This window comes from Paenibacillus sp. LC231, assembly GCF_001860525.1.
Taxonomy (GTDB): domain Bacteria; phylum Bacillota; class Bacilli; order Paenibacillales; family Paenibacillaceae; genus Paenibacillus_AQ.
In genome coordinates, this window is sequence record NZ_JFOM01000015.1 from 595,811 (window position 1) to 622,620 (window position 26,810).

At 50.0% G+C, this 26,810-nt stretch carries 26 protein-coding genes and 1 riboswitch; of the genes, 18 read left to right on the top strand and 8 right to left on the bottom strand.

Going from position 1 to position 26,810, the window contains the following annotated elements; all coding sequences use genetic code 11:
- The first annotated feature begins 216 nt into the window (after positions 1-216).
- The gene (locus AK95_RS12855; protein ID WP_071220335.1) at positions 217-1,713 is read left to right on the top strand and encodes an amidase family protein; all 1,497 of its coding nucleotides are present in this window, start codon (positions 217-219) and stop codon (positions 1,711-1,713) included.
- A 20-nt stretch (positions 1,714-1,733) separates the two neighbouring features.
- Entirely contained in the window at positions 1,734-2,270 is a 537-nt protein-coding gene (locus AK95_RS12860) for a hypothetical protein (RefSeq protein ID WP_071220336.1), read from the top strand.
- Between the two features lie 143 nt (positions 2,271-2,413).
- Here AK95_RS12860 and AK95_RS12865 read toward each other — a convergent pair whose 3' ends face one another.
- The gene (locus tag AK95_RS12865; protein ID WP_006211013.1) at positions 2,414-2,695 is read right to left on the bottom strand and encodes a CD3324 family protein; all 282 of its coding nucleotides are present in this window, start codon (positions 2,693-2,695) and stop codon (positions 2,414-2,416) included.
- A gap of 441 nt (positions 2,696-3,136) precedes the next feature.
- Here AK95_RS12865 and AK95_RS12870 point away from each other — a divergent pair, with 441 nt between their 5' ends.
- From AK95_RS12870 to AK95_RS12920, 11 genes are all read left to right on the top strand, one after another.
- Entirely contained in the window at positions 3,137-4,855 is a 1,719-nt protein-coding gene (locus tag AK95_RS12870; RefSeq protein WP_071220337.1) for a GAF domain-containing sensor histidine kinase, read from the top strand.
- On the top strand, positions 4,833-5,498 hold the full coding sequence (locus AK95_RS12875) for a response regulator (protein WP_071220338.1): 666 nt from the start codon (positions 4,833-4,835) through the stop codon (positions 5,496-5,498). The genes AK95_RS12870 and AK95_RS12875 overlap by 23 nt, the downstream gene beginning before the upstream one ends.
- Positions 5,499-5,677: 179 nt before the next feature.
- Positions 5,678-6,238: an NADPH-dependent FMN reductase gene (locus AK95_RS12880; protein ID WP_071220339.1), complete on the top strand. Its 561-nt coding sequence runs from the start codon at positions 5,678-5,680 to the stop codon at positions 6,236-6,238.
- Complete coding sequence (locus AK95_RS12885) at positions 6,235-7,947, top strand: VOC family protein (protein ID WP_071220340.1); 1,713 nt, start codon at positions 6,235-6,237, stop codon at positions 7,945-7,947. The genes AK95_RS12880 and AK95_RS12885 overlap by 4 nt, the downstream gene beginning before the upstream one ends.
- Before the next feature lie 103 nt (positions 7,948-8,050).
- Positions 8,051-8,593, top strand: coding sequence for an NADPH-dependent FMN reductase (locus AK95_RS12890; protein ID WP_071220341.1), 543 nt, complete (start codon positions 8,051-8,053; stop codon positions 8,591-8,593).
- A gap of 119 nt (positions 8,594-8,712) precedes the next feature.
- Complete coding sequence (locus AK95_RS12895; RefSeq protein WP_071220342.1) at positions 8,713-10,332, top strand: response regulator; 1,620 nt, start codon at positions 8,713-8,715, stop codon at positions 10,330-10,332.
- Positions 10,329-12,125 carry a cache domain-containing sensor histidine kinase gene (locus AK95_RS12900; RefSeq protein WP_071220343.1) on the top strand — a complete coding sequence of 599 codons (1,797 nt, stop codon included), beginning with the start codon at positions 10,329-10,331 and terminating at the stop codon, positions 12,123-12,125. Before AK95_RS12895 ends, AK95_RS12900 begins: the two co-directional genes overlap by 4 nt.
- Complete coding sequence (locus tag AK95_RS12905; RefSeq protein WP_071220344.1) at positions 12,122-13,102, top strand: substrate-binding domain-containing protein; 981 nt, start codon at positions 12,122-12,124, stop codon at positions 13,100-13,102. Before AK95_RS12900 ends, AK95_RS12905 begins: the two co-directional genes overlap by 4 nt.
- Positions 13,103-13,234: 132 nt before the next feature.
- Positions 13,235-14,734: a sugar ABC transporter ATP-binding protein gene (locus tag AK95_RS12910; protein WP_071220345.1), complete on the top strand. Its 1,500-nt coding sequence runs from the start codon at positions 13,235-13,237 to the stop codon at positions 14,732-14,734.
- Positions 14,735-14,768: 34 nt separating this feature from the next.
- Positions 14,769-15,737: an ABC transporter permease gene (locus tag AK95_RS12915; RefSeq protein ID WP_071220346.1), complete on the top strand. Its 969-nt coding sequence runs from the start codon at positions 14,769-14,771 to the stop codon at positions 15,735-15,737.
- 114 nt (positions 15,738-15,851) lie between these two features.
- Complete coding sequence (locus AK95_RS12920) at positions 15,852-16,877, top strand: ABC transporter substrate-binding protein (protein ID WP_071220498.1); 1,026 nt, start codon at positions 15,852-15,854, stop codon at positions 16,875-16,877.
- Between the two features lie 223 nt (positions 16,878-17,100).
- Here the strand turns inward: AK95_RS12920 and AK95_RS12925 are convergent, their stop codons facing one another.
- Positions 17,101-17,646 (bottom strand): AAA family ATPase, encoded by a 546-nt coding sequence (locus tag AK95_RS12925; RefSeq protein WP_071220347.1) that lies wholly within the window; start codon positions 17,644-17,646, stop codon positions 17,101-17,103.
- Between the two features lie 392 nt (positions 17,647-18,038).
- On the opposite strand from AK95_RS12925, the gene hxlA reads away from it, so the two are divergent.
- The 3 genes from hxlA to AK95_RS12940 all read left to right on the top strand — a co-directional run bounded on the left by hxlA (position 18,039) and on the right by AK95_RS12940 (position 19,744).
- Positions 18,039-18,671, top strand: coding sequence for a 3-hexulose-6-phosphate synthase (hxlA, locus tag AK95_RS12930; protein ID WP_071220348.1), 633 nt, complete (start codon positions 18,039-18,041; stop codon positions 18,669-18,671).
- Between the two features lie 6 nt (positions 18,672-18,677).
- Positions 18,678-19,241: a 6-phospho-3-hexuloisomerase gene (gene hxlB / locus AK95_RS12935; protein WP_071220349.1), complete on the top strand. Its 564-nt coding sequence runs from the start codon at positions 18,678-18,680 to the stop codon at positions 19,239-19,241.
- 83 nt (positions 19,242-19,324) lie between these two features.
- Positions 19,325-19,744: a winged helix-turn-helix transcriptional regulator gene (locus tag AK95_RS12940; protein ID WP_071220350.1), complete on the top strand. Its 420-nt coding sequence runs from the start codon at positions 19,325-19,327 to the stop codon at positions 19,742-19,744.
- A gap of 530 nt (positions 19,745-20,274) precedes the next feature.
- On the opposite strand, the gene AK95_RS12945 is transcribed toward AK95_RS12940, so the two are convergent.
- The 3 genes from AK95_RS12945 to AK95_RS12955 are packed head-to-tail and all read right to left on the bottom strand — an operon-like array spanning position 20,275 to position 21,649.
- Positions 20,275-20,571 (bottom strand): putative quinol monooxygenase, encoded by a 297-nt coding sequence (locus AK95_RS12945; RefSeq protein ID WP_071220351.1) that lies wholly within the window; start codon positions 20,569-20,571, stop codon positions 20,275-20,277.
- Positions 20,572-20,581: 10 nt separating this feature from the next.
- Positions 20,582-21,220: a nitroreductase family protein gene (locus AK95_RS12950; protein WP_071220352.1), complete on the bottom strand. Its 639-nt coding sequence runs from the start codon at positions 21,218-21,220 to the stop codon at positions 20,582-20,584.
- A 27-nt stretch (positions 21,221-21,247) separates the two neighbouring features.
- Positions 21,248-21,649 (bottom strand): MarR family winged helix-turn-helix transcriptional regulator, encoded by a 402-nt coding sequence (locus tag AK95_RS12955; protein WP_235613105.1) that lies wholly within the window; start codon positions 21,647-21,649, stop codon positions 21,248-21,250.
- Between the two features lie 255 nt (positions 21,650-21,904).
- On the opposite strand from AK95_RS12955, the gene AK95_RS12960 reads away from it, so the two are divergent.
- Complete coding sequence (locus AK95_RS12960) at positions 21,905-22,156, top strand: YolD-like family protein (RefSeq protein ID WP_071220354.1); 252 nt, start codon at positions 21,905-21,907, stop codon at positions 22,154-22,156.
- An 81-nt stretch (positions 22,157-22,237) separates the two neighbouring features.
- On the opposite strand, the gene AK95_RS12965 is transcribed toward AK95_RS12960, so the two are convergent.
- The 3 genes from AK95_RS12965 to AK95_RS12975 form a co-directional block, all read right to left on the bottom strand.
- Entirely contained in the window at positions 22,238-23,341 is a 1,104-nt protein-coding gene (locus AK95_RS12965) for a CobW family GTP-binding protein (protein ID WP_071220355.1), read from the bottom strand.
- Positions 23,341-24,315 carry a TIGR03943 family putative permease subunit gene (locus AK95_RS12970; RefSeq protein ID WP_071220356.1) on the bottom strand — a complete coding sequence of 325 codons (975 nt, stop codon included), beginning with the start codon at positions 24,313-24,315 and terminating at the stop codon, positions 23,341-23,343. Before AK95_RS12970 ends, AK95_RS12965 begins: the two co-directional genes overlap by 1 nt.
- Before the next feature lie 97 nt (positions 24,316-24,412).
- The gene (locus tag AK95_RS12975) at positions 24,413-25,423 is read right to left on the bottom strand and encodes a permease (protein ID WP_071220357.1); all 1,011 of its coding nucleotides are present in this window, start codon (positions 25,421-25,423) and stop codon (positions 24,413-24,415) included.
- 157 nt (positions 25,424-25,580) lie between these two features.
- Positions 25,581-25,660, top strand: a riboswitch (ZMP/ZTP riboswitch).
- Between the two features lie 64 nt (positions 25,661-25,724).
- Here AK95_RS12975 and AK95_RS12980 point away from each other — a divergent pair.
- Entirely contained in the window at positions 25,725-26,573 is an 849-nt protein-coding gene (locus AK95_RS12980) for a bifunctional 5,10-methylenetetrahydrofolate dehydrogenase/5,10-methenyltetrahydrofolate cyclohydrolase (protein WP_071220358.1), read from the top strand.
- The last annotated feature ends 237 nt before the right edge of the window (positions 26,574-26,810 follow it).

Genomic DNA, 26,810 nt, shown 5'->3' on the forward strand with positions numbered 1-26,810 from the left:
TTTAAAAAAAGGAGCGGATCAAGAAGTCATTCTTGGTCCGCTTTAAAGTCTGATAACATGCAGGTAGTGCTCGCGAGTACGCATTAATAAGAGGGATTTTGTTCCTATATCCCGAATTACATATAGGATCCTGAAACGTTTGGAGGCTAAAATATGAAACATTAATCCCCACCATCTACCGTAAGTTCAGAAAGATAAGTCAGGGGGACTATATATATGATCAAGGATAAAAAAGCATGGATTGTGGAAGCAACCATTTCGGATATGCAGCATGCAATGGCAGAGGGGTGGATGACTTCAGTAGAGTTGGTTCAATTGTATCTGGAGCGGATCGGGTTATATGATGGAATTCTCCGATCAATCCTTGAGGTAAACCCTGAAGCGCTGCAAATTGCCGAGGAGCTGGACCTGGAGCGCAAGGACCAGGGTGCAAGAGGATTGCTTCACGGGATTCCAATCCTGCTTAAGGACAATATCGACACCGGAGATCGGCTGCATACGAGTGCCGGCTCCATCACCCTTGCGGATTCGTTTGCTGCCAAAGATTCCTTTGTTGCTGCGAATCTGCGTAAAGCGGGTGCTGTTATTTTGGGTAAGAGCAACATGACCGAATGGGCGAACTTTATGTCCCCGACCATGTGGGCAGGATATTCGTCAAGAAACGGTCTTACATTAAACCCATACGGTCCAGGGGAAATGTTTGTTGGTGGTTCAAGTTCAGGCTCTGGTGCTGCGGTGGCGGCGAATTTGGCCGCAGCGGCCATTGGGACGGAAACATCAGGATCGATTATCAGTCCTTCCAGCCAGAACAGCCTGGTTGGCATTAAGCCGACGATTGGACTGGTAAGCCGTTCAGGTATCATACCTATCACTCACACACAGGATACGGCAGGTCCAATGACCAGAACGGTGCAAGATGCAGTGATTCTGCTTAGCGCGATCGCGGGAGCTGATGATCTGGACGAAGTGACCAAGATCGATTCTCAAAAAAGGGTGGAGGACTACACGGAGTATCTGGATTCGAGTTATTTGAAGAAAGCCCGAATCGGGATCCCCCGATACTACTATAAGCACCTGGATCGGGATAGACTAGATATTGTAGAGTCCGCCATTGAAGTGCTGCGGAATCAAGGAGCTACCATAATTGATCCGGTGGAGCTGCCTTGCCAGGATACCAAATGGGACGCCAATGTCCTTCGCTATGAGTTCAAAAAATATGTCAATGATTATTTGGAGAACGTAGATGCGTCTCTGCCTGTTCATTCGCTAGCCGAGGTTATCGCTTATAATGAGGCACACGCCGAGGTTGCCTTGAAATATGGACAGGGCACATTGATTTGGGCCGAGGAAACGAGCGGCACATTGACCGAAGCAGAGTATCTTAAGAGCAAGCAGAAGAATAAAGAAATGGCGGGAGCGAGAGGGATTGACCATGTTTTGCAGGCGTATCAGCTGGACGCCCTGCTGTTTCTGGGTAATGAATATGGACCGGATTTGGCTGCCCGGGCAGGGTATCCATCGGTAACCGTTCCTGGCGGCTATGCCGAGAATGGCGTCATTGCGCCGGGAGGATATATTACGAAGGGGCCACAGGGCATTACGTTCATCGGGACGGCATATAGCGAGCCCGTGCTGATCCAATTAGCCTACGGCTTTGAGCAGGCTGCCCAGCATCGCGTGCCACCGAGGTTTTCATCCCCGTCATCAGAGTAAAAGAGAGGTGAAGTTCCATCATGCCGCGTAATTTGGAGTATGTTCCTTACGGTTACGAGCCCCCAAAGCCGACAACCAAAGGAACCTTAATATTCTACGACCTCTTCGAGCAGGTTCAGGAGGATTTGGAGCAGGCCGCTGCCATTTTAGAAGAACGGTCATTTGTAAAACTGGTGTTGTATCCGCTGCATGAAGAGACAGCGAAGCGGATGTTCAAGGAGCCGGTCAGCCCTTATTACAAGCGGGAGAAACAGCTTCAGGAATGGATCGAAGATCATGCAGGATCATCGGTTGTGATTGAACCTTTCGAGTCGAAACGAAAAAAATACACGCCGATCGATACCGCGCTTCGTCATCTGGCAGAGAAATACGGAAGTCCCCATTTTCTTGTTCTGACACCTGAGATGGCAAATGCGTTTGCCTCCTTTTCCTCCTTCGAGGAATGGATTGTGAAGCTGAGGCTAATCCTCTTGTCGGAGCCGCCGTATCTGCACCCGCGATTGGAGAAATTTCGCCATCGTTGGGATGTTGCAGGGGATAAGGGGGAAGAACGTTAGGGTATAACAAATGCCCGACTGTAGATTCGTCTACAGTCGGGCATTTTCTGTTATGTGGTTCGTTCATATAAAATGGAAAGGACTGCGCCCCAAGGGAACAGTCCTATGTTAATCCGTGAGCAGACCGTTAAATCTCATCGATTTTAGGTCCCTACGCGGGTAAGTTTACTTATGATCTTGCGCACGCTTTCTCCAGACAGGAAGTAGGTCCGTTCCAATTCCTCAATGGACCGTCCTTTGCAATAAGCGCGATACATTTCTTTATTTCGACTTTCGATGCGTTGTTTGGAACCGCTTAACTCTCCCCAGCCGGCTCTTTGCTCGCTCTGTTTCGGTATGTAGAGTAATTCTCCATCTATATACTGTTGAATTTGCTGCAGCAGCTCGGGGGGAAGCACTTCTCTTCCGTTCTTGTAATGGCCCATCGATGCCCTCCTCTTTCTGTATACATATTTAAGCTATCGCTGAGTTTCAAAACAATTGCATTGATCATGCTTGCCCTCCTCCTTTCGTGATATTGGTTTTTTTGGATTTTTTGAATTATTGGATTTAAAAATAGATATAGGGAGCCCGCAGCGGGCTCCCATTTTAACGGATATTCGCTTTACGCGAATACCACCTCACGGATCTGAATCATTGCAATCAGCCTCCTTTCAGCTCATTTCGTCGGCCCCGACTTCTATATTAAGCCATATGTAGGTGGGAATTTGCAAGAGATAAAACAATATTAATTGTTTTTTACCAAAATTCATGGGGTGAATGATTTGAGAAACGTCCGAAGGGCTCCATAGGCGCATTTTGATGGTGTGTGACAGGATTATATAATATAGTTACTTCAGAATGCAAAAAAGAAGGAGCTTTCATGTATGTCCAATCACGATCCGCATATTCAGGAGTTAATTACGCTGAAGACGATCGCAGAAACATTGAACGAGTCCAATGAGCTTGGCCCCATGCTGGACGTTGTTATTGCCAAGCTGTTGGAACTAACCGGACTTACGACCGGTTGGCTGTTCCTGGTGGAAGATCGGGGAACGCATGAATTCGTAGCCAGCCGGAATTTGCCGCCTGCCCTGAGCCGGAACGATAACGAACCTATGAGATGCGGCAGCTGCTGGTGCCTGGAGCGTTACGATGACGGACGTCTGAAAAATGCCGTGAACATATTGAATTGCAAACGTCTGGATAACGCCGTTCGGTATCAGTGGGGGGATACGGAAGGCATAACCCACCATGCAACCGTTCCGCTGCGATCCGGCAGCCGCAGGTTCGGCGTACTGAATGTGGCTGCACCCGGGAAGCTGCATTTCACTAAAGAGGAATTGGCGCTGCTGGAATCGGTTGCCTACCAAATCGGCAGCGCCATTGAGCGCATGCGGCTATATGCAGCGGAGCAGCGCCGAGCGGATTTGTTTGCCCGGCTTGGGGAATATAGCAGCGCACTCGGTGCTTATGCTTCCCAAGCGGTTAACCGAGCTGAATTAACGAAGCAAGTCATGAGTTTAATGGGCCGTTACTTTGACTGGCCGGTTGCCGCATTGCTGGAGCCTGTCGGCAGCGAAATGACGCTGCGTGCCCTCTACAGCAGAGGGCAGACGACGCTGCCCCATGCCGAATTTTCGCTTGCTGAAGCCGCACGAATCCGTGCTGGCAAGGGAGAGGTCAATCCGAACCCGGTGAGTGCAGAAGACGCACAGCGGCTTGCAGATCTTTTGGTTGAACAGGGATGGATATCCTCCATCTCCCGAGCGGTTGCGGTTCGGCTGGCGGCTGCCGGGGACACCTCATTTGGACTGCTTTTGGTAGGGTTCGATCATTACGGCGATTCGTACCGGGCGGATATCGAGGTGATCGAGGCACTGGCTGAACATATCGGCATGACCCTTCAACGCATCCGTCTGGAGGAAAACCGGCGGGAGCTCGCAAGAATGGATGAACGAAATCGTCTCGCTCGGGACCTGCACGACTCGGTAAGTCAAACCCTGTTCTCGCTGGTGATGATGTCCAAGGGAGTGGGGGGAATGCTTGCCGCAGAGCCGCATGAGCAGACAAGTGTGCTGCAGGACACCATCCATGATATACAGGTTCTGTCGCAAAGCGCGCTTAAGGAAATGCGGGAGCTGATCATGCAGCTTCGCCCACCCGGACTTGAAGAAGGGCTTATGACAGGCCTGAAACAATACGGCGAACGATTGAAACTTCATGTAAGCTCACATATCAACGGGATACGGGACCTGCCCCGGATCGTGGAAGAAACATTGTGGAGGATTGGTCAAGAGGCGCTGAACAATGTAAGCAAGCATGCGGATACAAAGGAAGTAACGGTAGTATTAACCCTCCGGGAAGATGAAGTTGAACTTCGGATCGAAGATCATGGCCGCGGGATTTCCAAGCAACGATTGAACGAGCTGACAAGACATTCGATTGGGTTGTCCAGCATGCGGGAACGGGCGGAATCGCTCGGAGGACAATTCCGTCTATACAGTGTGTACAGAGAGGGAACCATTATTGAGGTTTCGCTGCCCTTAAGGTTGAGATCAATAGAGAATGGGGGGATCACCGATGATCCGATTGTTGATCGCTGACGATCATGCCATGGTACGACGGGGATTGCAGGTTTTTCTTGCTACGCAGCCGGATATCGAGATGGTTGGCGAAGCCGCGAATGGCGAGGAAACGTTAGAGAAGGCCAATCAGCTAAATCCCGATGTCGTGTTAATGGACCTGAATATGCCGATTCTCAATGGAATCGATACGACCGCACGGTTAAAAAAAGAACAGCCTCATATTAAAGTCATCGTGCTGACCTCGTTTATCGATTATGACCATGTGCTGCCAGCCATTCGGGCGGGCGCACGCGGCTATCTCCTTAAGGATATTGAGCCTGAGGATCTGGTGGCTGCGATCAGACGCGTGTATGAAGGCCAAGTTGAACTGCATCCGGATGCGGCAGGCCTGCTCATGACGCATGTTACATCACCGGCGGGGACGGATGAGACCGGCGGATCCGGCCATCAGGAAGAGACTGCGCAGGTGGATAAACTTACCCGCCGGGAGCAGGAAGTATTACAGCTGATTGCATCAGGGATGAATAACAGGGAAATCAGCGAAGCGCTTTACATTACCGAGAAGACAGTTAAAACCCATGTCAGCCATCTGCTCGATAAGCTGGGGGTTGCGGACCGGACTCAGGCGGCCATTTATGCGCTCAAGCATGGCATCGTATAAGGATTGCTGTATCCGTCGTACATAACGATCATATCTAAGACTATAGTTGTAGAAGCTCTCAGCCGAAGGCATGAGAGCTTTTGCTTGTAAAATCACTCTTAATGTTGACGATTTCCGTGGCTTGCCTCCTCTACAATGTACTTAACAAAACCTTTGATACCCATAAGGGAGGAAGTACTATGAAAATCGTGATTATAGCTGGCAGCAATCGCAAGGAAGCCACAAGTACCGTTCTGGCCAAAGCCCTGGAAGCGCAAATGAATACGTTGTTCGTGGAAGTGAAGCTGTTTAATCTGTATGAAACACCGCTTCCTTTCTATTCACCAGACGAGATATTCAACCGCCATGATGGCGTGCGCGAGCTGCAGCGTCTGTTGATGGAGGCGGATGGCATTATTTTGACGACACCAGAGTACCACGGAGGGATGAGCGGAGTCTTGAAGAACGCATTGGATCATTTGGGACAGATGCATTTCTCAGGTAAACCGGTTCTTTCGGTAAGCTCTGCGGGAGGGGCGGTCGGCGTGAGTTCACTGCAGCAAATGCAGGCTACCATCCGTAATTTGCACGGGATCAATAGTCCGGAATGGATATCCATTGGCGGTTCTCAGCGGACCATTTACGAATCCGAAGCGGCAGAAGGCACGATTGTACTGGATTATCGGGCTAAAGAGGCGCTGTCCATCTTTATGGAACTGGTCAAGAAGATCAGCGGTAAAGAGGAGGTTGAGACCTCATGATCACTCATTTTGCCGGACTGAAATTAAAGACGGTATCCATTCAGGGTGTAAAACAATTCTACCACGGGTTACTTCATTTCCCGGTAGCAAGCGAAAGCGAGGTGGAGATCGTATTTCAGCCTACACCGGATTTCACGCTCGCTTTTGAAGAAGCGTATGAATCTATAGCTCCTGCTCATATCGCGTTTGAAGTGCCTTATTCACAGTTTGAATTCATGGTCCAGAAGCTTGCAGAGCAGGTACCTTTGTTGAAATGGCCTGACGGTGAAGTGGTTGAGCGCTTTGATTCCGGCGTGAACGTATACTTCAAGGATGGCGATGGGAACTTGCTTGAGTTTATCGCACACGAAGATCTGAAGGAAGGGGTGCTTGCGCCGAACGGCACCTATGGCATCCTGTACTTGCGGGAGGTGGGATTGCCTGTGGAGGATCCGGTAGCCGCAAGATTATGGATGAAGCGGACGCTCGGATTAACAATCGCCAAGGAGTCGGAGCAATTCGCTTTTGCCATTGGAGGAACGGCTCATGCCGTTGTTGTATCAACAAAGCGCAAATGGATTCCGATCGCCATGAATGCGCTGGCACCATCCTTGGAGATCACTTACGGAGTAACGGACGAACGGTTTCTGGACCGGGTTCGCTCCACTCTGGATCGGCGGATGATGGTTTCGGATAACGAGGATGGTTTGCATTTCAGAATGTATGGTTACAGCATCCGAATGAAAATAACAAGCTTGCCCAAAGACATTGCAGCCAGGCTGAATCTGCCGAGTGCAATCGAAGGGAAGGAGGTGAATTCGGTCATTAGTGACCGGTATTTGGAGGATGGTCTTACGGCCTTGAGCCGCGGCGGCGAGGTTGGGTGGTTTGAAGGACATGTTGGCGGGGCGTATTTGGCGGCTTATTACATGCAGAAGGAGTTTGATTTGCCGCAAGATGTACTGCAGGGCCTGGCCGCCAATTGCCTGCATTTGCGTATTCAGCATGAAGATTGGTTTGAACCCTATCCTCCCGAGCCTGCGCAGCCTGAATTAATGAATCAACTCATTGAAGGACTGCTGCCTAACCTGACGAATCTGAGTACCTCCGGACACGGGGTGACCCTGGCCGTCTTGGGACTGAAAGCATTACGGGACCGTCCGGACTTTCTGACGCCATCTATCGTGCGAGGCATTCTCAAGCTGATGGAAGATGCAGCAGTAGAACACAAGCTTGCAAGGTATTATGGCATTGAAGATTATACGCAGCTGGATCTCGCGGAAATCTCACTTTCGGAAATACCTCCTTACCGGAATGCATCCGATTTGGCAAGCCGTGCACTTTCCGAGCTGGAACTCGTGCTGCCGGATCAGCACGTTGATGGCAAATATTATTTTTTTGCCGGTGAGCTTGAGCATGGCATTACCCACGCACACGCACTGATTGAGCTGGAGCGGCTCGGATACGGTCAGCTTGCCAAGCTTGGGCAAAGCAATCACCGGCTGCAAATGAAACTCAACCGTTTAAAGCCACAATTGCTTTCGAATCAGGGAGTTGATGCTGCCGAAGGTGCGTCGATTACGGATTCAGCCTATTGGAGCAAACGGTATGAAGATCCGCATGCCATCAAAGTGCCTTATGCCGCACTGGCTCTGCTCCAATATGTACCGCCGGAACAGAGAGAAGACATGGAGCGCAATGTGTGTAAACTGCTCTCGTTGATGAAGTAGGACAAACGAGATTTTGACATTGGTAAAATATGGTGTTAGGCTGTGTATAGTTGTGAAAAAATGGAATGAAATGTGCGCAGAAAGCATAGAACTGGAGGGTATTATGAACGTTGCAATCGTTGTAGGAAGCATTAGAAAAGAGTCGTACAATATGAAACTGGCGGAATATTTAAAGCAGCGCTACTCGGATCAGATCACGTTTGAAATTTTGGGGCTGCGCGATCTTCCGTTTTACGATCAAGACATTGAGCTGGACCCTCCTGCGGCCGTCAAGGATTTCAAGGAGCGGATTGCTGCCGCTGATGCGGTGTTGTGGATCACGCCGGAGTATAATTACTCCATACCGGGCGTGCTCAAGAACGCGCTCGATTGGTTATCGCGCGTTGATAAGGTTATGAACGGGAAGCCTTCATGGATCATGGGGGCGTCGATGGGACAGCTTGGAACGGTGAGAGCTCAGGAGCATCTCCGGGATATTCTGTTTTCTGTCGGCATTACTTCGCCGCTGCTCCCTAACAATGAGGTATATATCGGGGCAGTACATGAGAAGATGGATGAGTCCGGCAAGCTGATTCATGAGCCGACAATCGGTTTTCTCGATATCGTGGTGAACAATTTCATTACGTGGATGAACACCCGTAAATAAATATAAACTCATGGAGCCCTTTGGCAGTTGCCTGCCAAAGGGCTTTTCCTGTATATTGACCTCGTAACACGATATAACCTAAGCAAATGGGAATTGCTTTTGAACGGGGGAGGCTTTGATTGTATACGATTCTTATTGTGGACGACGAACCGATTGTAAGAGAAGGGATCCGAAACCGGATTCAGTGGGCAGATCATGGCTTTGAGTGCATCGGGGATTGCGAGAACGGCAGGGATGCATTGGAGGCTGTAACCCGCCATCAACCCGATGTGGTGTTAACGGATATCAACATGCCGTACATGGATGGCCTGGAGTTGTCACGACATATTACGGATCGTTTTCCCAAGACAAAGATCATCATCCTTACCGGGTTTGACGATTTCGAATATGCCCAGCAGGCGGTGAAGCTGCAAGTCACGGATTTTATTTTGAAACCGGTTACGTCAGCGGAGTTAAGGGAGATGCTTGGTAAACTCAAGCTGGAAATGGATGAGGAGCGCGGACATACGGAGCACTTGAAAAGGCTCAAACATCAGTTGAATGAGAGTTTGGTCCTGCTTAAGGAACGATTTCTTGAACGACTGGCGTCGTCGCCGATGAAGCGATCCGAGATCGAGAGCAAGCTTGCATATTTTGATATTCGGCTTCCGGGGCCTCTTTATATCGCGATGGCAGCGGATATGGATGAGCTTCGTACGGATGAGCAGCATGTCGATAATGAGCTGTATGCATTTGCTTTATACAATATCATGCAGGAGATTTTGGCGGGTGAGCCCGGTACAGCTATTTTTAGGTACAAGGAGAACAAAGTTATGACCATCCTGTCGGGCTCCGGCGAGGAGGAGCTGCACGCTCGGGCGCAGGAGCTGGCGGAGGACATTCGCGCATCTACAAAGCAGTTCATGAAATTCACGGTTACGCTCGGCATCGGAACGATTTGCCGCGAGCTTCAGGATATCCGATACTCCTGCAGGGCTTCGGAAGCTGCACTGGAATACCGTCTCCTGATCGGCCGCGATCAGGTGGTTCATATCACGGATCTTGAAAAGCGGGGGGACGCTCCTCTCCAGGATGGGATCGAAACCGAGTCAGCGCTAATCTCCGCAATTCGGGCCGGTACGGACTTAGAGGTAAAGGCGTGCATCCGGCGGCTGATCAGCGAACTTGGAAGCGCTTCAATTTCAATCGAGCTCTGTTACGTGCGGGTCCTTCGGGTCATGCTTGCCGTGCTTCAAACTGTGATGGAAATCGGCAGCAATGGGAACGAGCTGATCGGCAAGGAGAAGAGGCTGCTGTCCGATCTGTATTCTTTTCGGTCCTTGGAAGAGATCGAGCGCTGGTTTAACGAGGTGTGCGAGCAGGCGTTAAGGGACGTTGCCAAGGCGAGAAAGGATATTACCCGCACCCAGATGCTGGAGGCGGTCGATTTCATCCAGCGGCATTATGAGGATGCCGAGTTATCGATCAAGACCGTATGCGGCCGGATCTTCATGAGCACGAGTTATTTCAGTGCTTTATTCAAGTCGCATACCGGGAAGACCTTCGTTGAATACGTAACGGAAGTCCGCATGGAGAAAGCAAAGGAACTTCTGAAGCATTCCTTGTTGAAAACTTATGAAATAGCGGCGAAAACCGGTTATCAGGATCCTCAATATTTTAGCGTGCTGTTTAAGAAATATACCGGAGATACCCCAACGGAGTACCGGAATAAAATGACGTCAGGCGGGGTAAGGCCATGATGGCTCCGCAGCGTATCAAAAGCATTCAGTCCCGCATTGCCAGCTCATTCGTGATGCTTGTATTGTTTACGGCGCTGCTGTTGATCTTCATCTCCTACCGGCTGTCCGAATCGGCTGTTCGCGAAACGGCGGAGAGTTACACCTCCGAGCTGATCAATCAAGTGAATGCGAATATCCAAACTTACATCACCGGGATGAAGGACATCTCACTGGCGACGATGAACAACCCGAACGTGAGGGAATACCTCGTCTCGGCAGATGAACTGCAGCCTGCGGAACTTGCTATATTGAAAGCGAAGATATCGGAATATTTCCACTCGATTCGGGTTTCGCGCAAAGATATTGCGTCGATTAATATTTTTGGAGCCGGCGGCTCCTTTATCTCCGATCGGGCGGAAGCCGAACCGAATCCTTATATTGTGTTATCGGAGCAGCCCTGGTATCGGCAGGCGAAGGAAAACAAGGGACAGACGGTGATCTCCTCGTCGCATGTACAGCCGGTTATCAAAGGAGAGTACCGCTGGGTTGTATCACTAAGCCGCGAGCTCAGCGGCATGAATTCTTCCAACGGGCTCGGCATTCTGTTGATCGATCTCAACTTCAAGGTGATTAACGATATGCTCAGCAAGCTCGATCTGGGGAACCGGGGTTACGTGTTCGTGATTGACCGTCAAGGCCGGATTGTGTATCACCCGCAGCAGCAGCTGCTCTACAGCAATTTGAAGACGGAGAGATTAGAGCAGGTGCTTCAGGACAAGCAAGGAGGTTTTGTCGTGAAGGAGGGCGGAGCAAGCCGGATTTACAGCATCAAGGACACGGATTTCGGCTGGAAAATCGTCGGCGTTTTTTACGAGAATGAGCTGGTGGACAATAAGAAGCAGATGCAGCTTTCTTTTGCTATAGCGGGGGTGTTATGCCTTGGGGTCGGCGTGCTGTTCTCCGTCGTTATCTCCCGCAACCTGACGCGTCCCATCAAGAAGCTCCAGGATAAGATGATGGAAGTGGAGAAGGGGAATTTCGATATCCGGGTTCCTGTAGGGCATTCCAGGGAAATCTCCGGCCTGGCCCGCAGCTTCAATGTGATGGTGCTCAAGGTCAAGGAATTGATGGACCAGATCGTGATAGAACAGGAAATTAAGAGAAAAAGCGAATTGAATGCCCTGCAAGCCCAAATCAATCCCCATTTCCTCTACAATACGCTGGATTCCATTATATGGATGGCCGAGAGCAAGAAGCATGATGAGGTGATTCTGATGACATCGGCTCTAGCAAGGCTGTTTCGAGCTTCGCTCAGCAAAGGGAGGGAAATGATCCCGATTGCTACCGAGGTGGAACATATAACGAATTATTTAAAAATACAACAAATGCGATACCAGGATAAAATCCGGTTTACTCTGGATATGGACCGCGAACTTTATCCTTATCTGACGTTGAAGGTGCTGCTGCAGCCTCTGGTGGAGAATGCCATTTATCATGGCATCAAGAACAAGGAAGGGCCGGGCACGATCACGATTACGGGGAGACTTCAGGATGATCGGATTCGGTTTCAAGTGATGGATGACGGCATCGGCATGGATCGGTCCAAGGTTGAGACATTATTAATCTCTACAGGGAGCCAACATTCGAGAAACAGCGTTGGGATAGCGAATGTCCACCAGCGGATTCAGTTATATTTTGGAGCGGAATATGGTCTTAGCTATACGAGCGAGCCCGGAGCGGGGACAATCGTCACGGTGCTTATTCCGGCCGTTCATCCGGATGAATGGAGGAGCATGAAGGGGGAGGTGCCATGAAGTCGTACATGAGACCGCGATATGTTTTACTGCTGCTGATTCCGGTATTCATTCTGGGTTATGCCGTTTATCAGTGGTCCAAGGATGACCCCGGTCCCAAGAAGATTATCGTCGGCGTTAAAGCACTGGACGAAAATGAATTTTGGCGGGTGTTGATTGAAGGGGTGCACACGGCTTCCCGTGAATTCGGCGTGGACGTCTCGGTGGTAGGACCGACTCAGGAAATCGAAGTAGACTTGCAGATTCAATTGCTGGAGGAAGCCATCAAGCAGAAGCCGGATGCGATTGTTTTGGCCGCCGGCGATTATAACCGCTTGGTTCCCGTTGCAGAGTCGATTCGTAAGGCTGGCATCCCGCTCATTATGATTGATTCCGCCGTGAATGGTGAATATGCGCAGAGCTTGATCGCTACCGACAATGTGAATGCGGGACAGAAGGCCGGCAGGGAGCTTTCGTCACGGCTGCCGGAACAGGCCAAGGTTGCGATCATCAGTTTCGTGCAGGGCACCTCGACGCAGATCGAGAGGGAACAAGGGGTTCGAAGCATTCTGGAGCAGCGCAGCGGCACAGAAATCGTGGGCACTTACTACAGCGAGGGCAAGGAGGAGCGTGCCTATGACATCACGAAGAAACTGCTGTTGGAAAGGCCTGACCTGAATGGAATCGTGGGGCTGAATGAGCCTTCTACAGTCGGGGCAGGAAGAGCGATCCGAGAACTGGGGCTGGCGGGCAAGGTTAAGCTGGTCGGATTCGACAGCTCGGTGAAGGAAGTCAAGCTGCTCGAAGAGGGGGTTCTTCAATCCACCATTGTTCAGAAGCCCTTCAACATCGGCTATTTGGGCATCAAAACAGCCATATCCATCATCGAAGGAGACAAGGTGTTACGCAACGTGTACACCGATTCCGTTGTCATCAACAAAGACAATATGTATACCGAGGAGAACCAGAAGCTGCTCTTTCCCTTTGTGGAAGAGTAGCTTCTTCCTTTATGGGGTCCTGTTAACAGATCATAGATTATTCAACATGGATCAGAGAATATTCCATTCCTCCATCGGAGACCGATTTGTACAATGATTCATAAATGGTGCCAGCTAGAGAGGTGAGGGTCTTTGAGCGAAGTATTGATACAAATGGAAGGAATCACGAAGGAATTTCCTGGCGTGCTTGCATTAAATCATTGCCGATTCGAGCTGCTGCGCGGTGAAGTCCATGCGCTAATGGGTGAGAACGGCGCCGGCAAGTCAACGATGATGAAAATATTGACCGGCGTTTACCAGAAGGACGAAGGTACGATCAGGTACAAAGGGCAGCCCGTAGAGTTAACGAATCCGAAAGCGGCTCAAGACGCCGGGATCAGCATGATCCATCAGGAACTGAACTTGGCGCCTGATCTGACGGTTGCTCAGAACATATTCATCGGGCGAGAGCCGCGCAGAAAGCTCAGGTTGTTTCTGGACAATCAGGCGCTAAATCGGCAGGTGAAGGAACTGTTCGAGCGGATGGGGCTGGACATGGATCCATCCATCAAGGTTTCGGAACTAACGGTTGCCAAGCAGCAGATGGTGGAGATTGCCAAGGCATTGTCTTATAACGCCGACGTGCTGGTCATGGATGAGCCTACTGCAGCTTTAAGCGAAACCGAGATTGAGGATTTGTTCCGCATCATTCGTCAGCTTCGAGAAGGTGGAGTTGGAATCGTTTACATTTCCCATCGGATGGATGAGATCAAGCGAATTACGGATCGCATTACGGTGATGCGTGACGGACAGTATATCGATACGGTTTCAACGGATGAAGTCACCACACAGGACATTATTTCCAAAATGGTTGGCCGTCAGATCTACGAGACCTCGAAACCGGAGAAGAGCGCAGGTGAACGTGAGACGATATTGGAGGTTAAAGGACTGAATCAAGGCCGAATTTTGAAGGACATTAACTTCACTCTGAAAAAGGGAGAAATCCTTGGCATTGCAGGCCTGGTTGGTGCGGGGCGGACCGAGCTTGCCCGAGCGATCTTCGGTGCCGACCGCATTCAATCCGGCGAGATCCATGTTCATGGCCGCAAGATAACGATCAAGGGCCCCCATGATGCGGTGCGCCAAGGGATCGGTTATTTATCCGAGGATCGCAAGCGCTATGGATGTGTCGTCGATCTGGATGTGAAGAGCAATGTGGCTATCGCCTCATACCGTAACTTCCTGGGGCCAGCCGGCTGGATGAATACGACCAGGATTCGCAAGCAGGCGGAGGATATGGTCGAACGATTGAAGGTCAAAACACCGCATGTGGACCAAGAGGTCAAATTCCTCTCCGGCGGTAATCAGCAGAAAGTCGTTATCGGCAAATGGCTGACCCGAGATTGCGACATTCTGATCTTCGATGAACCGACGCGCGGGATCGATGTAGGGGCCAAGAGCGAAATCTATCGCTTGCTGAACGATCTTACGGCACAGGGTAAATCGATCATCATGATCTCCTCAGAGCTGCCTGAAATTTTACGGATGAGTCATCGGGTTCTCGTGATGTGTGAAGGCCGGATTACGGGCGAGCTGGATCAAGCAGAGGCGACCCAAGAAAGCATTATGCATCTGGCTACAGCAAGGATGTAAGCCGTTATCCATACACGTTAGGAGGAGTAAGCAGATGAACATTCAAATCAAATCGGGCGCACTTCAGCAAGTGCTGGCCTTAGCCAGCTTGGTTGTTCTCATACTATTCTTTACATTCTCATCCAGCAATTTCTTTCAATTCTCCAATATCGTGGGCATTCTTCTCTCGACCGCGGTGATCGGCGTTCTTGCCTTAGGATCTACCTTTGTCATCATTACCGGCGGCATTGATCTGTCTGTCGGAACGGTCATGACACTAAGCGGCGTTATGACCGGCGTCTGCATCACCTTCTGGGGATTGCCGGTTCCGGTCGGCATCCTTGGGGGGATCTTGACGGGCGCGCTGTGCGGGCTGCTATCCGGTACGGCGGTGGCGAAGATGAAGATCCCGCCTTTTATCGCAACGCTGGCGATGATGATGATCGCTAAAGGACTGGCACTGATTATCTCCGGAGCCAAGCCGGTCTATTTCAACGACGCCGAAAGCTTTGCCGAGGTGTCCCAAGGCAGCGTGCTGGGCTGGCTGATACCGGGCCTCGATATTCCGAATGCGGTCGTTATTTTCTTCATCGCAGCGGTTGTGGGCTACCTTATCTTATCGAAGACCATCATCGGCCGGTATAACTTTGCGCTAGGCAGCAACGAAGAGGCGACCCGATTGTCGGGTGTTAATGTGGGCTTCTGGAAGATCGTCATTTACACCCTAACCGGCGCCTTTACCGGTTTGGCGGGTGTCATGATGGCATCGAGGCTGAACTCGGCGAACCCGGCGCTGGGGGCCGGTTATGAGCTGGAAGCCATCGCGGCGGTCGTGATCGGGGGTACTTCGCTCAGCGGCGGGAAGGGTACCATCATCGGCACGGTCATCGGCGCATTGATCATGAGCGTGCTGACGAATGGATTACGTATTCTGTCCGTGCCGCAGGAGTGGCAAACCGTTGTCGTAGGATTCGTCATTATACTCGCGGTGTATGCGGATATTTTGCGCAGACGCAAAGCGTAAGTCCTCTGTTAGAACTGCGATCCGCGCTCGGTTAGCCGTGTGCTAGCTTAATCTGGATAGAAGCTTCCTTGGATGGAAGTTCTATAGATGTACTATTTTGATAAACAAGGGGAGATGGAGATTATGAAAAAGCTTTCCGTATTGGCTCTGATTCTCATGCTGACTGCAAGCCTGCTGGCGGCTTGCGGTTCATCGGGCAAGAGCGCTTCAGGAACCGACAGTCCAAGCGAGGGCGGATCCGGCTCAGGCTCCGGTTCGGCTGCCGAAGGGGAAATCTATATTCCGATCATTTCCAAAGGCTTTCAGCATCAGTTCTGGCAGGCGGTAAAAACCGGTGCCGAGCAGGCAGGGGAAGAGCTTGGCGTAAAGATTACCTTTGAAGGACCAGAGACGGAATCCCAGGTGGATAAGCAGATCGAAATGCTGCAGGCAGCACTCGATAAGAAACCAAGCGCGATCGGTTTTGCTGCACTGGATAGCCAGGCCTCCATTCCTTATCTGAAAAAAGCCCAGGAAAACAACATTCCGATCATCGCCTTCGATTCGGGCGTGGAAAGCGACATTCCGGTAACGACGGCATCGACGGACAATATGGCTGCATCCGCGCTTGCGGCGGATAAAATGGCTGAGCTCATCGGGAATGAAGGCAAAATCGCCATGGTGGTCCATGACCAGACCAGCGTGACCGGGGTTAGCCGCCGTGACGGCTTCAAGAAGCAGATCGAAGAGAAGTACCCGAATATCGAAATCGTTGACATCCAGTACGGAGGCGGGGATCACTTGAAGTCGACGGACTTGGCCAAAGCGATGATGCAGGCGCATCCGGATTTGAAAGGGATATTCGGGGCGAATGAGGGTTCGGCGGTCGGGGTCATTAATGCGGTAACGGAGATGAAGAAGGAAGGTCAGATTATCGTGGTCGGGTTCGATTCCGGAAAAGCGCAGATTGACGCAATCAAGAATGGAACGATGGCGGGAGCCATCACGCAGAATCCGGTCGGCATCGGATATGAGACGGTAAAAGCCGCCGTGGCGGCCATCAAAGGTGAGAAGGTTGAACCGCAGATCGATACGGGATTTTACTGGTATGACAAAAATAATATCGATAGCGACGAGATCAAAGCTGTGATCTATGAGTAAAATGAAATGAAGGGGAGCCCTATAGAGGGCTCCCCTTAACGTGACATCCGCTTACGCAGATGCCACCTCCATATTCTGAATCAATTCGTTCAGCCTCCTTTCCGATCATTTGGTCCAGCCGGACATCTATATTAAACCACGGCCGGCGGCAGGACTGAAGTGAATAAACAGGCTTAATTGTTTTTTATCAGGAATTCTTGTCATGAATGATACCGGGTTTATGTTAACGGATCTGCCCCTCGTTCCATATCCGCTTCCAAATCTCTTGGGCGGTCTCATCCGGAGATAAATCGGAGGTATCCAGCCACATGCCGATTCTCGGCGTTTCGTCGTTCAAACGCCGGTTCAGCTCATGGATGGTCCATACCCCGTAGCCTTTTTTGTTACGAATCTGCTCGCGTGCGCTGATGGCATTCTCAGATGGGTTCAGCACAACGACGTAAACGGGAAGGCCGTTTAGCATTTCGGTTATTTGCAGCAGCGCGGGGCCGAGAATGACGTCCTGGAGGACGACATGAAAACCCGCTTCAGCATAGGTTCTGGCAGTGGAGGCCGATAATCTGTAGCGCAGGGCGAGCTGCCGTTTTGCTTCGTCTGAAGCATCCGGAAGCATTTCTTCCCTGCCCTTAACAATCATTCTCCGATACGCGTCTCCCCTCAAGTGGACTCCGCGTTCAAATTTCTCGGCCAGCAGCTGGGCTACCGTCGATTTACCGGAAGCCATGACACCAGAGACAATAATAACGGCTGGTTCACATGAATGTGACATAATCATATCTCCAATGCTATCGGATTGTAAATGAAAGGGAGCCCTATAACGGGCTCCCCTAAACGTGACACCCGCTTATGCGGATGCCACCTCCATATTCTGAATCAATTCGTTCAGCCTCCTTTCCGATCATTTTGTCCGGCCTGACAACTATATTAAACCACAGCCGAATGCGAGCCGAAAAGTGAATAAATGGGCTTAATTGTTTTTTACCAGCGTCTTGGAGCAGTATGCATTGCTAATTAAACGGAGCCCATAAACCCTTGTCCCGCCGTATTACTTACTTCCACGTAAGTATCTCACTTCTAAGTACGTACTTCCGGAAAGTAAACTATCTGCTCTACAATGGGCGTAGTCATTAACCATTACGTTCATAAGGAGAGAATAACAATATGGAACTTCAATTGGCATTGGATTTAGTAAATATTCCTGAAGCAAAACAAGTGGTGGCTGAGGTAGCCGAGTTTATCGACATCGTGGAGATCGGAACGCCGGTTGTCATTAACGAAGGACTTCATGCCGTAAAAGCAATCAAAGAGGCTTTCCCGCAGCTGCGTGTGCTGGCCGATCTAAAAATTATGGATGCGGGCGGTTATGAAGTAGCGAAGGCATCCGAAGCCGGTGCGGACATTATTACGGTGTTAGGCGTATCCGACGATGCTACGATCAAAGGCGCGGTAGCGGAAGCCCTCAAGCAAGGCAAGCAAGTGATGGTCGACATGATCAATGTGAAGGACATTGAGAGTAGAGCAGTGGAGATTGACGCTTTGGGCGTGGATTACATTTGCGTTCATTCCGGCTACGACCACCAAGCGGAAGGCAAGAATTCATTCGAGGAATTGGCTGCGATCAAACGTGTCGTGAAGCACGCCAAGACGGCGGTTGCGGGAGGAATCAAAATGGAGACGCTCCCTGAGGTGATCCAAGCGAATCCTGATCTCGTGATTGTCGGAGGGGGAATCACAGGTCAATCCGATAAAAAAGCGGTTGCGGCCCAGATGAACCAGCTTGTTAAGCAGGTCTAAGTTACGATGAGTCAAAAGATATTTCAACATGCAGCTCTCATTGCCGAGGAGATCTCGGCATCCGTGCAGCAGATCAATGCTGGTCAGATTGAGGAGTTGATTGCACGGATCGTGCAATCCGATGCCATTTTCTTAGCGGGGGGCGGCAGATCCGGTCTGATGATTCGAGCTTTTGCCATGCGATTAATGCAGATGGGGTATAAGGTTCATGTCGTGGGCGATACGGTAACTCCGGCCATCGGCGCGCGGGATTTGCTAATTATCGGTTCAGGCTCCGGCGAAACGCAGAGCTTGGTGTCTATGGCTCAGAAGGCCAAGGGTATAGGCTCTGCCGTAGCGGTGGTAACCGTGAATCTCGAATCACGTATCGGTAAGCTTTCGGATGCGATCGTTCGGCTACCGGGCACAACGAAGGAGCAGAATCAAGGATCTCTTGTCACCGTTCAACCGATGGCCTCTTTATTTGAGCAAACGATGCTGATCGTCTTGGATGCCGTCATCTTGAGATTGATGGAGATGAAGGAACTTCACTCGGAAAATATGTTTGGGCTGCACGCCAATTTGGAATAAGAAGTCAAGGTGTGGGTATAGTTGCCGCTTTGATGATATAACCGCGACCGTTGTATACTGTAGGGAAGAAGGGGTGATGCATTATGGCAAGTGAAGTCAAGCAGCGAATCAATCTGAAGGAAATAAACTGCCATAAGGAGTTAACCCTGGCGGTCATCGGCGGCAAATGGAAGCTGATCATCCTATGGCATCTTGGTTTAGAGGGCGTTAAGCGCTTCGGTGAGCTGAATCGAATGATTCCTCATATCACGCAAAAAATGCTGACCAACCAGCTTCGTGAATTGGAGGAGGATCAGCTCGTTCATCGTGTGGTTTACCCCGAGGTTCCGCCTCGGGTCGAATATTCGCTCACGCCTTACGGGGAGAGCTTAATGCCGATCTTGAAGCTGATGTACGATTGGGGAAAAGATTACGGCGAACAGGTCGTCTGGAAAGACGGCGAGCTGTCTGAGCATAAAGACGATGGACAGGCAGCGGAGCAACCAGTCGCACAGAAGCTGTAATTTCTCGAACCATGCATGCGAATGCATTAGCAAGGCGATCGGGCAGGGGGTTTTTCGAGTAAGAAGGTGCTGAGTTCTAAAGCATTAAAAAACGGCGAGCCAATAGGTTCGCCGCCGCTGGTTTGTGCTTCCTTGATCCATGTTATTATTGCTGGCTTTCAAGGTATTGCGCGAGTTGATTAAAAGTTCCGCCAAATCCTTGTTTCACCATCGGAGCCATTCCATCAAATGCTGCTTGTTCTTCTGCAGTTGCGTTGACAGGGCCTCCCTGCATGGTATGATTGGTCGACCTTTAACAATCCGCTGCCATGGATGGCTATCGAAGAGCTATCGCTGTAAGGTTTAGGATATGTTCCCCCTTTTGAGTAGACTGTGCTGAAGAAGACGCTACAGACCATACAGTTTACTTAAAGGGGGCTTTTTTATGGGAGAGTTTATAAGATAGAATCCGAAGAAAATAGGGATATAATTAAAAAAAGCCAAACTCGTCTGAACGAGTTGGCTTTTTAAACGTGACTGCAGTCTGTTCATTATTTGTTTATCGGTTGGCCTGCATATGCTTGCACATTTAGCGGAGCTGTCAGGTATTTTGGAGCTTTAGCTACAAATGCCTGAAAATGGCTGCTCGCATTGTGGAGCCCCACAGCTTCCTGGTCTTTCCACTGTTCAATCATGAGATACGTGTTATCCTGCTCCGTATCTTTAAGCAGCTTATAAGATTCATTTCCTTGTTCCGCGCGGGATGCCTCAATAAGATCTTTTACGGATTCCAGAAATTCTGCCTCTAGTTCACGGTTTACTTTCATTTCTGCATGAATAATAATCATCGCTATGACCTCACTTCCACTCTGCAATACGATCAATAGGAAGACGGGTCGTCAAACGCGCTTCTTTGGCAGCTTTACCTACAGAGATGAGCATTACCGGCACATAACGTTCTTTCTCCATACCAAATGCCTCTGCAATTCGGGATTTGTCGTATCCGCCAATGGGGTTCGTGTCATATCCACGGGCACGAGCAGAAAGCATAAGCTGCATGGAAACCAAGCCGCTATCGATAAGGATCATTTCACGGAAAGACTGTGCCGGAATACGTGCGAAGAGATCGGTATAGTTTGCCATCATCTGATCTTTAATCTCTTGTGGCAGATAACCGCGTTCCACGGCGCTACCCATAATTTCATCTGCATTGTCGAATGCGTTCATATCTCCAAATACAGCAATGACAGCGGAAGAAGTTGAAACTTGCGTTTTGTTCCCTGGTGCAAGCTCTTCAAGCGTCGCTTTACCTTCTGGGCTATCAACGACAAGAAATCTCCAAGGCTGAAGATTAACGGATGACGGAGCCAAAGTCGCTTCTTCCAAAATTTCAGTCATTTCTTCACGGCTGATTTTGACCGATGGGTCGTATACCCGCACAGAGCGACGGGAAGTAATAATTTCTTTATAATTATTGTTTAGGGAAGTTACAGTCATGATATTCTCTCCTTTAATCTCTATAAGTTAATTGGTCTTACTTGGTTCTTTCATTAGTTGAATCTTGCTGTTCAATTTCTGTAGAGTTTGAACAAACGCAAGTCGTTCTGATTCCGTGAGGTCTGCCTGCAGTTCCTCCATAAAACGATCTTTCTCTGCCTTAAACGCTGCTACTTTACTTTTGCCCACTTCAGTTAGCTGAACCAACGTAATCCGGTTGTCATTCTCACATCTGGTTCGGAGAAGTATTCCTTCCGCTTCCAACTGCTGAACATGACGGGTCACCGCAGCTGGATCAATAGACACTGCCTTCTGCAAATCCGTTTGGCTAATTTGGCCCCCCGTTAATTTGCATAAGAGTTCGAGCCGATTGGGACTAACTCCAGCACATCGTTCAAACCGGGTCGAAATATGCTTGTTTAAATGCATTAGCAAGTACAGCAAGTCTTCCGTATGGCACGTAGCGATTATAAAGACCCCCTTCAATTCATTGACTCATCAATGTTTGATGGGTCAATCATATACCTTTGTTTTCTGAAAATCAAGTCTTTTGCATAAAAAATTGAATCGGATTTCATGTATAATAGGAAGTAGATTCCTAATTCATAGATTTGAGGAAAGATTAGTTTTTCATGGAGAATGTAATGCTAACGCATGAACAACATAAATCAGGAGGACAAGGTTATGGCAAAAGCAAGAGTTCCAAAGAGACCCACTAGAGATGAGTTTGTACTGGAAGAGCTCGGAAATCAGCTTACGGAAGCTTACCAGGAGGAATCGGTCATCGTACTGACGGTCTGGGGATGGGAAGAAGCAGTCCGCGGACAAATCGATCAAATGGACTCCCGCACAGGGAAGGTGCACATGAAAGAAAATGGCGTCATTAGGAAGGTTCCCTTTATGGATATTATGGAAGTGAATTATCCCAGGGACTAATCAGAATTATACTGAAAAAGGAGATCCTGCGAGGATCTCCTTTACTTTATCTCTGTCTAATTATAACCATCCATTCAGCTGTCATTGTACCACGCCACTGAGCAAGCTTTCCCACTCCTGAATAATGCGATTTTTATTCAGACGATGGCCGATCAGCGTAAGATATCCGCGTTGCAGCTGCAGCGTGCTTGGCTTACATTCAAGCTCTGACCCCGCCCACTGAACTAGAGAGGGACCCGTCGAGAGATGGATGTAACCTTTGGTCCGAATCAGGCTGGAGCCCAGTGCACCGAGAAAAGTTTCGATCGCGCTCAACTGAAGCGGGAAGGGGGATGGAGCAGATAAGGTCAAGGTATCCATGCCCGTGAAGGATGTGCTGCTGTGTCCGGACTCTTCTCCGTGCAGATGGCTATGGTGGTCATTGGCAGATCTCTCTGGCTGGTGGTGCGCATGCTTGCTGTGATTTTCAGTCAACGGTTTGTCTTGCGAATGATCCGCAAGATCTCCTGGCTTCCATTGCGAAGTTGGAAACGAATGGCTCGGGTCCTTAGAGGCCTCAAGCTGAAGCTGAAGCGTCGAAAACACTTCATTTTCATCCAAACGGCTGTAGTCGGTTACGGACAGGCTTGCCGTCGTGTTTATTTTTCTAATGGAGGTCATGACTTTGTTGATCTGTTTATCGTCGCAGTCCCCGGCCTTGTTAAGGATGATCATATCCGCGAAGCTGATTTGTCCCCGCAGGGTACGCACCAGCTCACGACTGGATGCAAAGAAGCTGTTGTACTCGAGAAATTTGCTGCAGTCGGCCAAGGCAATTTTGTGCTGGATTGAGATTCGATCAGCCAGGGACGGATCCTGCAGATCCTCAAGAATCTGTTCAGGATTCGCCACGCCGGTCGTTTCGATGAATATGAGATCCGGCTTCTGATCTAACAGGGTTTGCAATGCTTGACCCAGCTCGTCTCGCCGGGTGCAGCAGATGCATCCGTCGAGCAGCTTCTCAATCGGAAGATCGGGGATTTGGTTGGAGACCGTATCACCATCCACATCTTGTTCGCCCATCTCATTCATAAGCACGGCGGTTCTCCACTGCCGCTTGGCGGCATATTCCAGCAGTCTGAGCAGCAGCGTGGTTTTGCCGCTTCCCAAAAATCCGCTAATCAATACAACGGGTATCTTGTTCATTAATTGATTTCCTCCTTGGTCTCGTTATCATTCGAATACAGCTGGTCAAACTCCGCGACGGAGTCCGGATTCGTGAAAATGTAAGGGGATGCCGGCTGCTCGACCGGCTGAATCTGCTTCGCTTGAATTTGCAGCGTCTCTTTACCATTCAAGGTGGCGACCTGGATCGTGCCATCAATCTGGACCCACGTATCATTAGCGAACGACGCAGCATTCGTGCCCCGCACAAGAACCCCGAACGGTACGGCGTCTGCCGTGCAGCACATCACGAGGAATCGGCTGACGGCAAAGGTATCCTCATTCATATGTCCGTCGCGGAAGACGAATCCTTGCACCGAGATGGTTTTTCCTTGAAAATGCTCTTTGTACATATCCATGGCCCCGACGGTTTCCGAGAAAATGTCCGGTTCCACCTTAATGACGGGCAGCGTATATAAGCGCTTGGCAAGCTCTGCAAACTCCACACTATAGATGTCCTTGGCAACGAATCGTTCGTTCAAAGCGATATTTTCTTCTGCTCCTTGATCCATGCCGGGTAATCGCTTATCCGTGCCTGAAAAGGCGGACGTGTTGCGGTCATCGGTTTTACGCCGTACATCGGGATTCGGATAGGTGTAGATCATTCCTTTTTTGGCTGCCATATCGCTGCCCAGGGCTTGGTCCGGCAGGAGCAGGCCAAACAGCAGCGGCACCGTGAATAACCCGTATACAGTTACGTTTTTGACAAGGCCGGCAGGCAGGGGATGCTCGCAATCACACACCTCTCCGGAATCGCCCGCAAGGGAATGCCACATCATCCCGAATGCAATGAACAACAACGGAACCGGGCAGAGAAGCAGCAGGGTCTGCATATGAGGCGCTAGGTAATATTCGAGCGAATCTGAAGCATTCAGATGCATGATATAAGCGGCGAGAGCCGCAACAAGCAGCGACCGGAGCGTATAGTGAATCCGTATCCTCAAACTGGACTTCATCCTCCCAATCACCTCCAATCTCAAGCGGATACCTGATGATCCTAAACGGTCCCGGTAGTCTCGTTTGGTTTTTCGTCAATCTTTCATCCTTAGGCAGCTATCCACCCAAAAGAGCGTTGACGGCTACAGAGCCGATGAAGACAAGCGTCATCACCAGCAGGCTTAAACCGATGACGAATTTAGTCTTGAAGGTAGCCGACAGCATGAGCAAGCTTTTGAAATCCAGCATCGGGCCGAGCACGAGGAAGGATACGAGCGGACCTACGGTGAAGGTGTGCGTGAACGCCGATGCCACAAATGCATCCGAAGTCGAGCAGAGGGATAGAATGAAAGCAAACCCCATCATGAACAGGTAAGAAGCGGTGGGACCGTTCCCCAATGCCAGCAGCTCTTCTCTAGGAATGAAGGATTGGATGCAGGCTGTCAGGAATGCGCCAAGAACCAGGTATTTGCCCATTTCGATCAATTCGTCTCCGGCGTGGACAAACAGGCTTCTCCAGGTTTTGGGATGCTCGTGCAGCTTGCGTTCACCAACGGCGGAATCTTGTTCGGAAAACTCTTGTAAGGAACGCTTGAGCGGGTTGTTCCTTGAAAAAACATAGACAAGCAAACCTACCGTTACCGCGACTGCAAAAGCCAGTCCCATCCGGCCGATCGTCACTTCGGGATGCGAACGGAAGGCCATGATCGTCGCAGCGAACACAATGGGGTTCAGGATAGGTCCGCTGAGAATAAAGGTTACAGCGATGTAGGCAGGCATCCCCTTAAGCATCAGCCTTCGGACGACCGGGATCATCCCGCATTCACAGATGGGAAACACGATCCCCAGCATGGAAGCGAACAGGACGCCGATGACCGGATTTTTGGGCGTGATCCGACGCACCCACTGTTCTTTAACGAACAGCTGAAGAAGGGACGACAGCAGAACTCCAAGCAGTACAAAAGGAAGCGCCTCAAGGAAAATGCCTGTAAAAACCGTTTTTACCTGCTGTATGTCACGGCTAGATATTAGACTTGTATCGTTCTGCAGCCTTATCGTCAAGACCGGTATCACGAAGACAAGCGGAATCATGAAGGGCAGCATTTTGAAGATTACCGGATATTTCATTCAGGCCTCCTGGAGCGAATTGTTCTTAAGACATTCTATGCTTGTACCATCGGCAACATACTAGATTCTTGCAAATTAATCAAAAAGATTACGATTTAATACGTGAACTTCATGACCGGTAGCGCGAAGTCCAAAGTCGTGATATATTTAAAAAAAGTTTTCTGTGTGTTACTGGCGTAGCTTGGGGTACCAAGAGGGAGCACATAGGATCATATGCCGTACGCCTGGGCAAGAGGTAAGGAGACGATCAGTCGCCTTGCCTCTTTATGTTTTTAATACAATGGCGAAGGAGCGGATTAGCATGAGTAAGGAACCCGTAATTTTGGATGGAAAAAAGGTATCCGATGATATTAAGGCAAAGCTGGCGGTGAAGGTACAGGAATTGAAGCAGCACGGGATAACGCCTTGTCTGGCAACGATTCTGGTTGGCGATGATCCTGCTTCTGCGACCTATGTGCGGATGAAGGGAAATGCTTGCGAGCGGCTTGGCATCATATCCAAGAAAGTGGTGCTGGAGACATCGACCTCGACCGAGGAGCTGATCGCCGCGATACAAGAGCTGAACGAGGATCCGAATGTCCACGGTATTCTGCTGCAGCATCCGGTGCCGCATCATATCGATGAACGGGCGGCTTTTGATGTCATTGCCATTGAAAAAGACGTGGATGGAGTAACCACGCTCGGCTTCTCGCAAAATGCGTTTGGTTTTGCCGATTATCCTTCTTGTACGCCTGCCGCGATTATTGCGATTATGGATTATTATGATCTGCCGATCGAAGGGAAGCATGCCGTGGTGGTCGGACGCAGTCCGATTCTGGGTAAGCCGGTATCGATGATGCTGCTCAATCGCAATGCTACCGTTACGATCTGCCACTCGAGAACGAAGAACCTCGGGGAGCTTGTGTCCCAGGCGGATATCGTGGTTGCGGCCGTAGGCAAACCTAATTTCATTCAAGGGAGCTGGATTAAGCCGGGTGCCGTTGTATTGGATGCCGGCTACAATAAAGGGAATATCGGCGACTGCGATTATGAAGCCTGCGCGAACGTGGCATCTGCGATTACACCGGTACCGGCAGGTGTCGGCCCCGTTACGATTGCTACATTGCTGAAGCATACCGTCGAGTCGGCCGGGCGAACCGTGCAAGCCTAAAGGAAAGCCACAGACCATTTGCATATGAATGAAGGTGCGCCCATGAAATGCTCGATGAGGTTCGCTCGGAAGTGAAATAAGCCCATAGAAGAAGTCCGTCTGCACAAGGCGGACTCTTTTGTTGTCGTTAGATAAGAAAATGACGGCAAATTGCGCTTATGTAAAATACCACAGAAACCGTGCTCCAGCGCGGGTTTTTATGCACTATCGGGAAGTGTTCGAACGACCTTGCTGAAA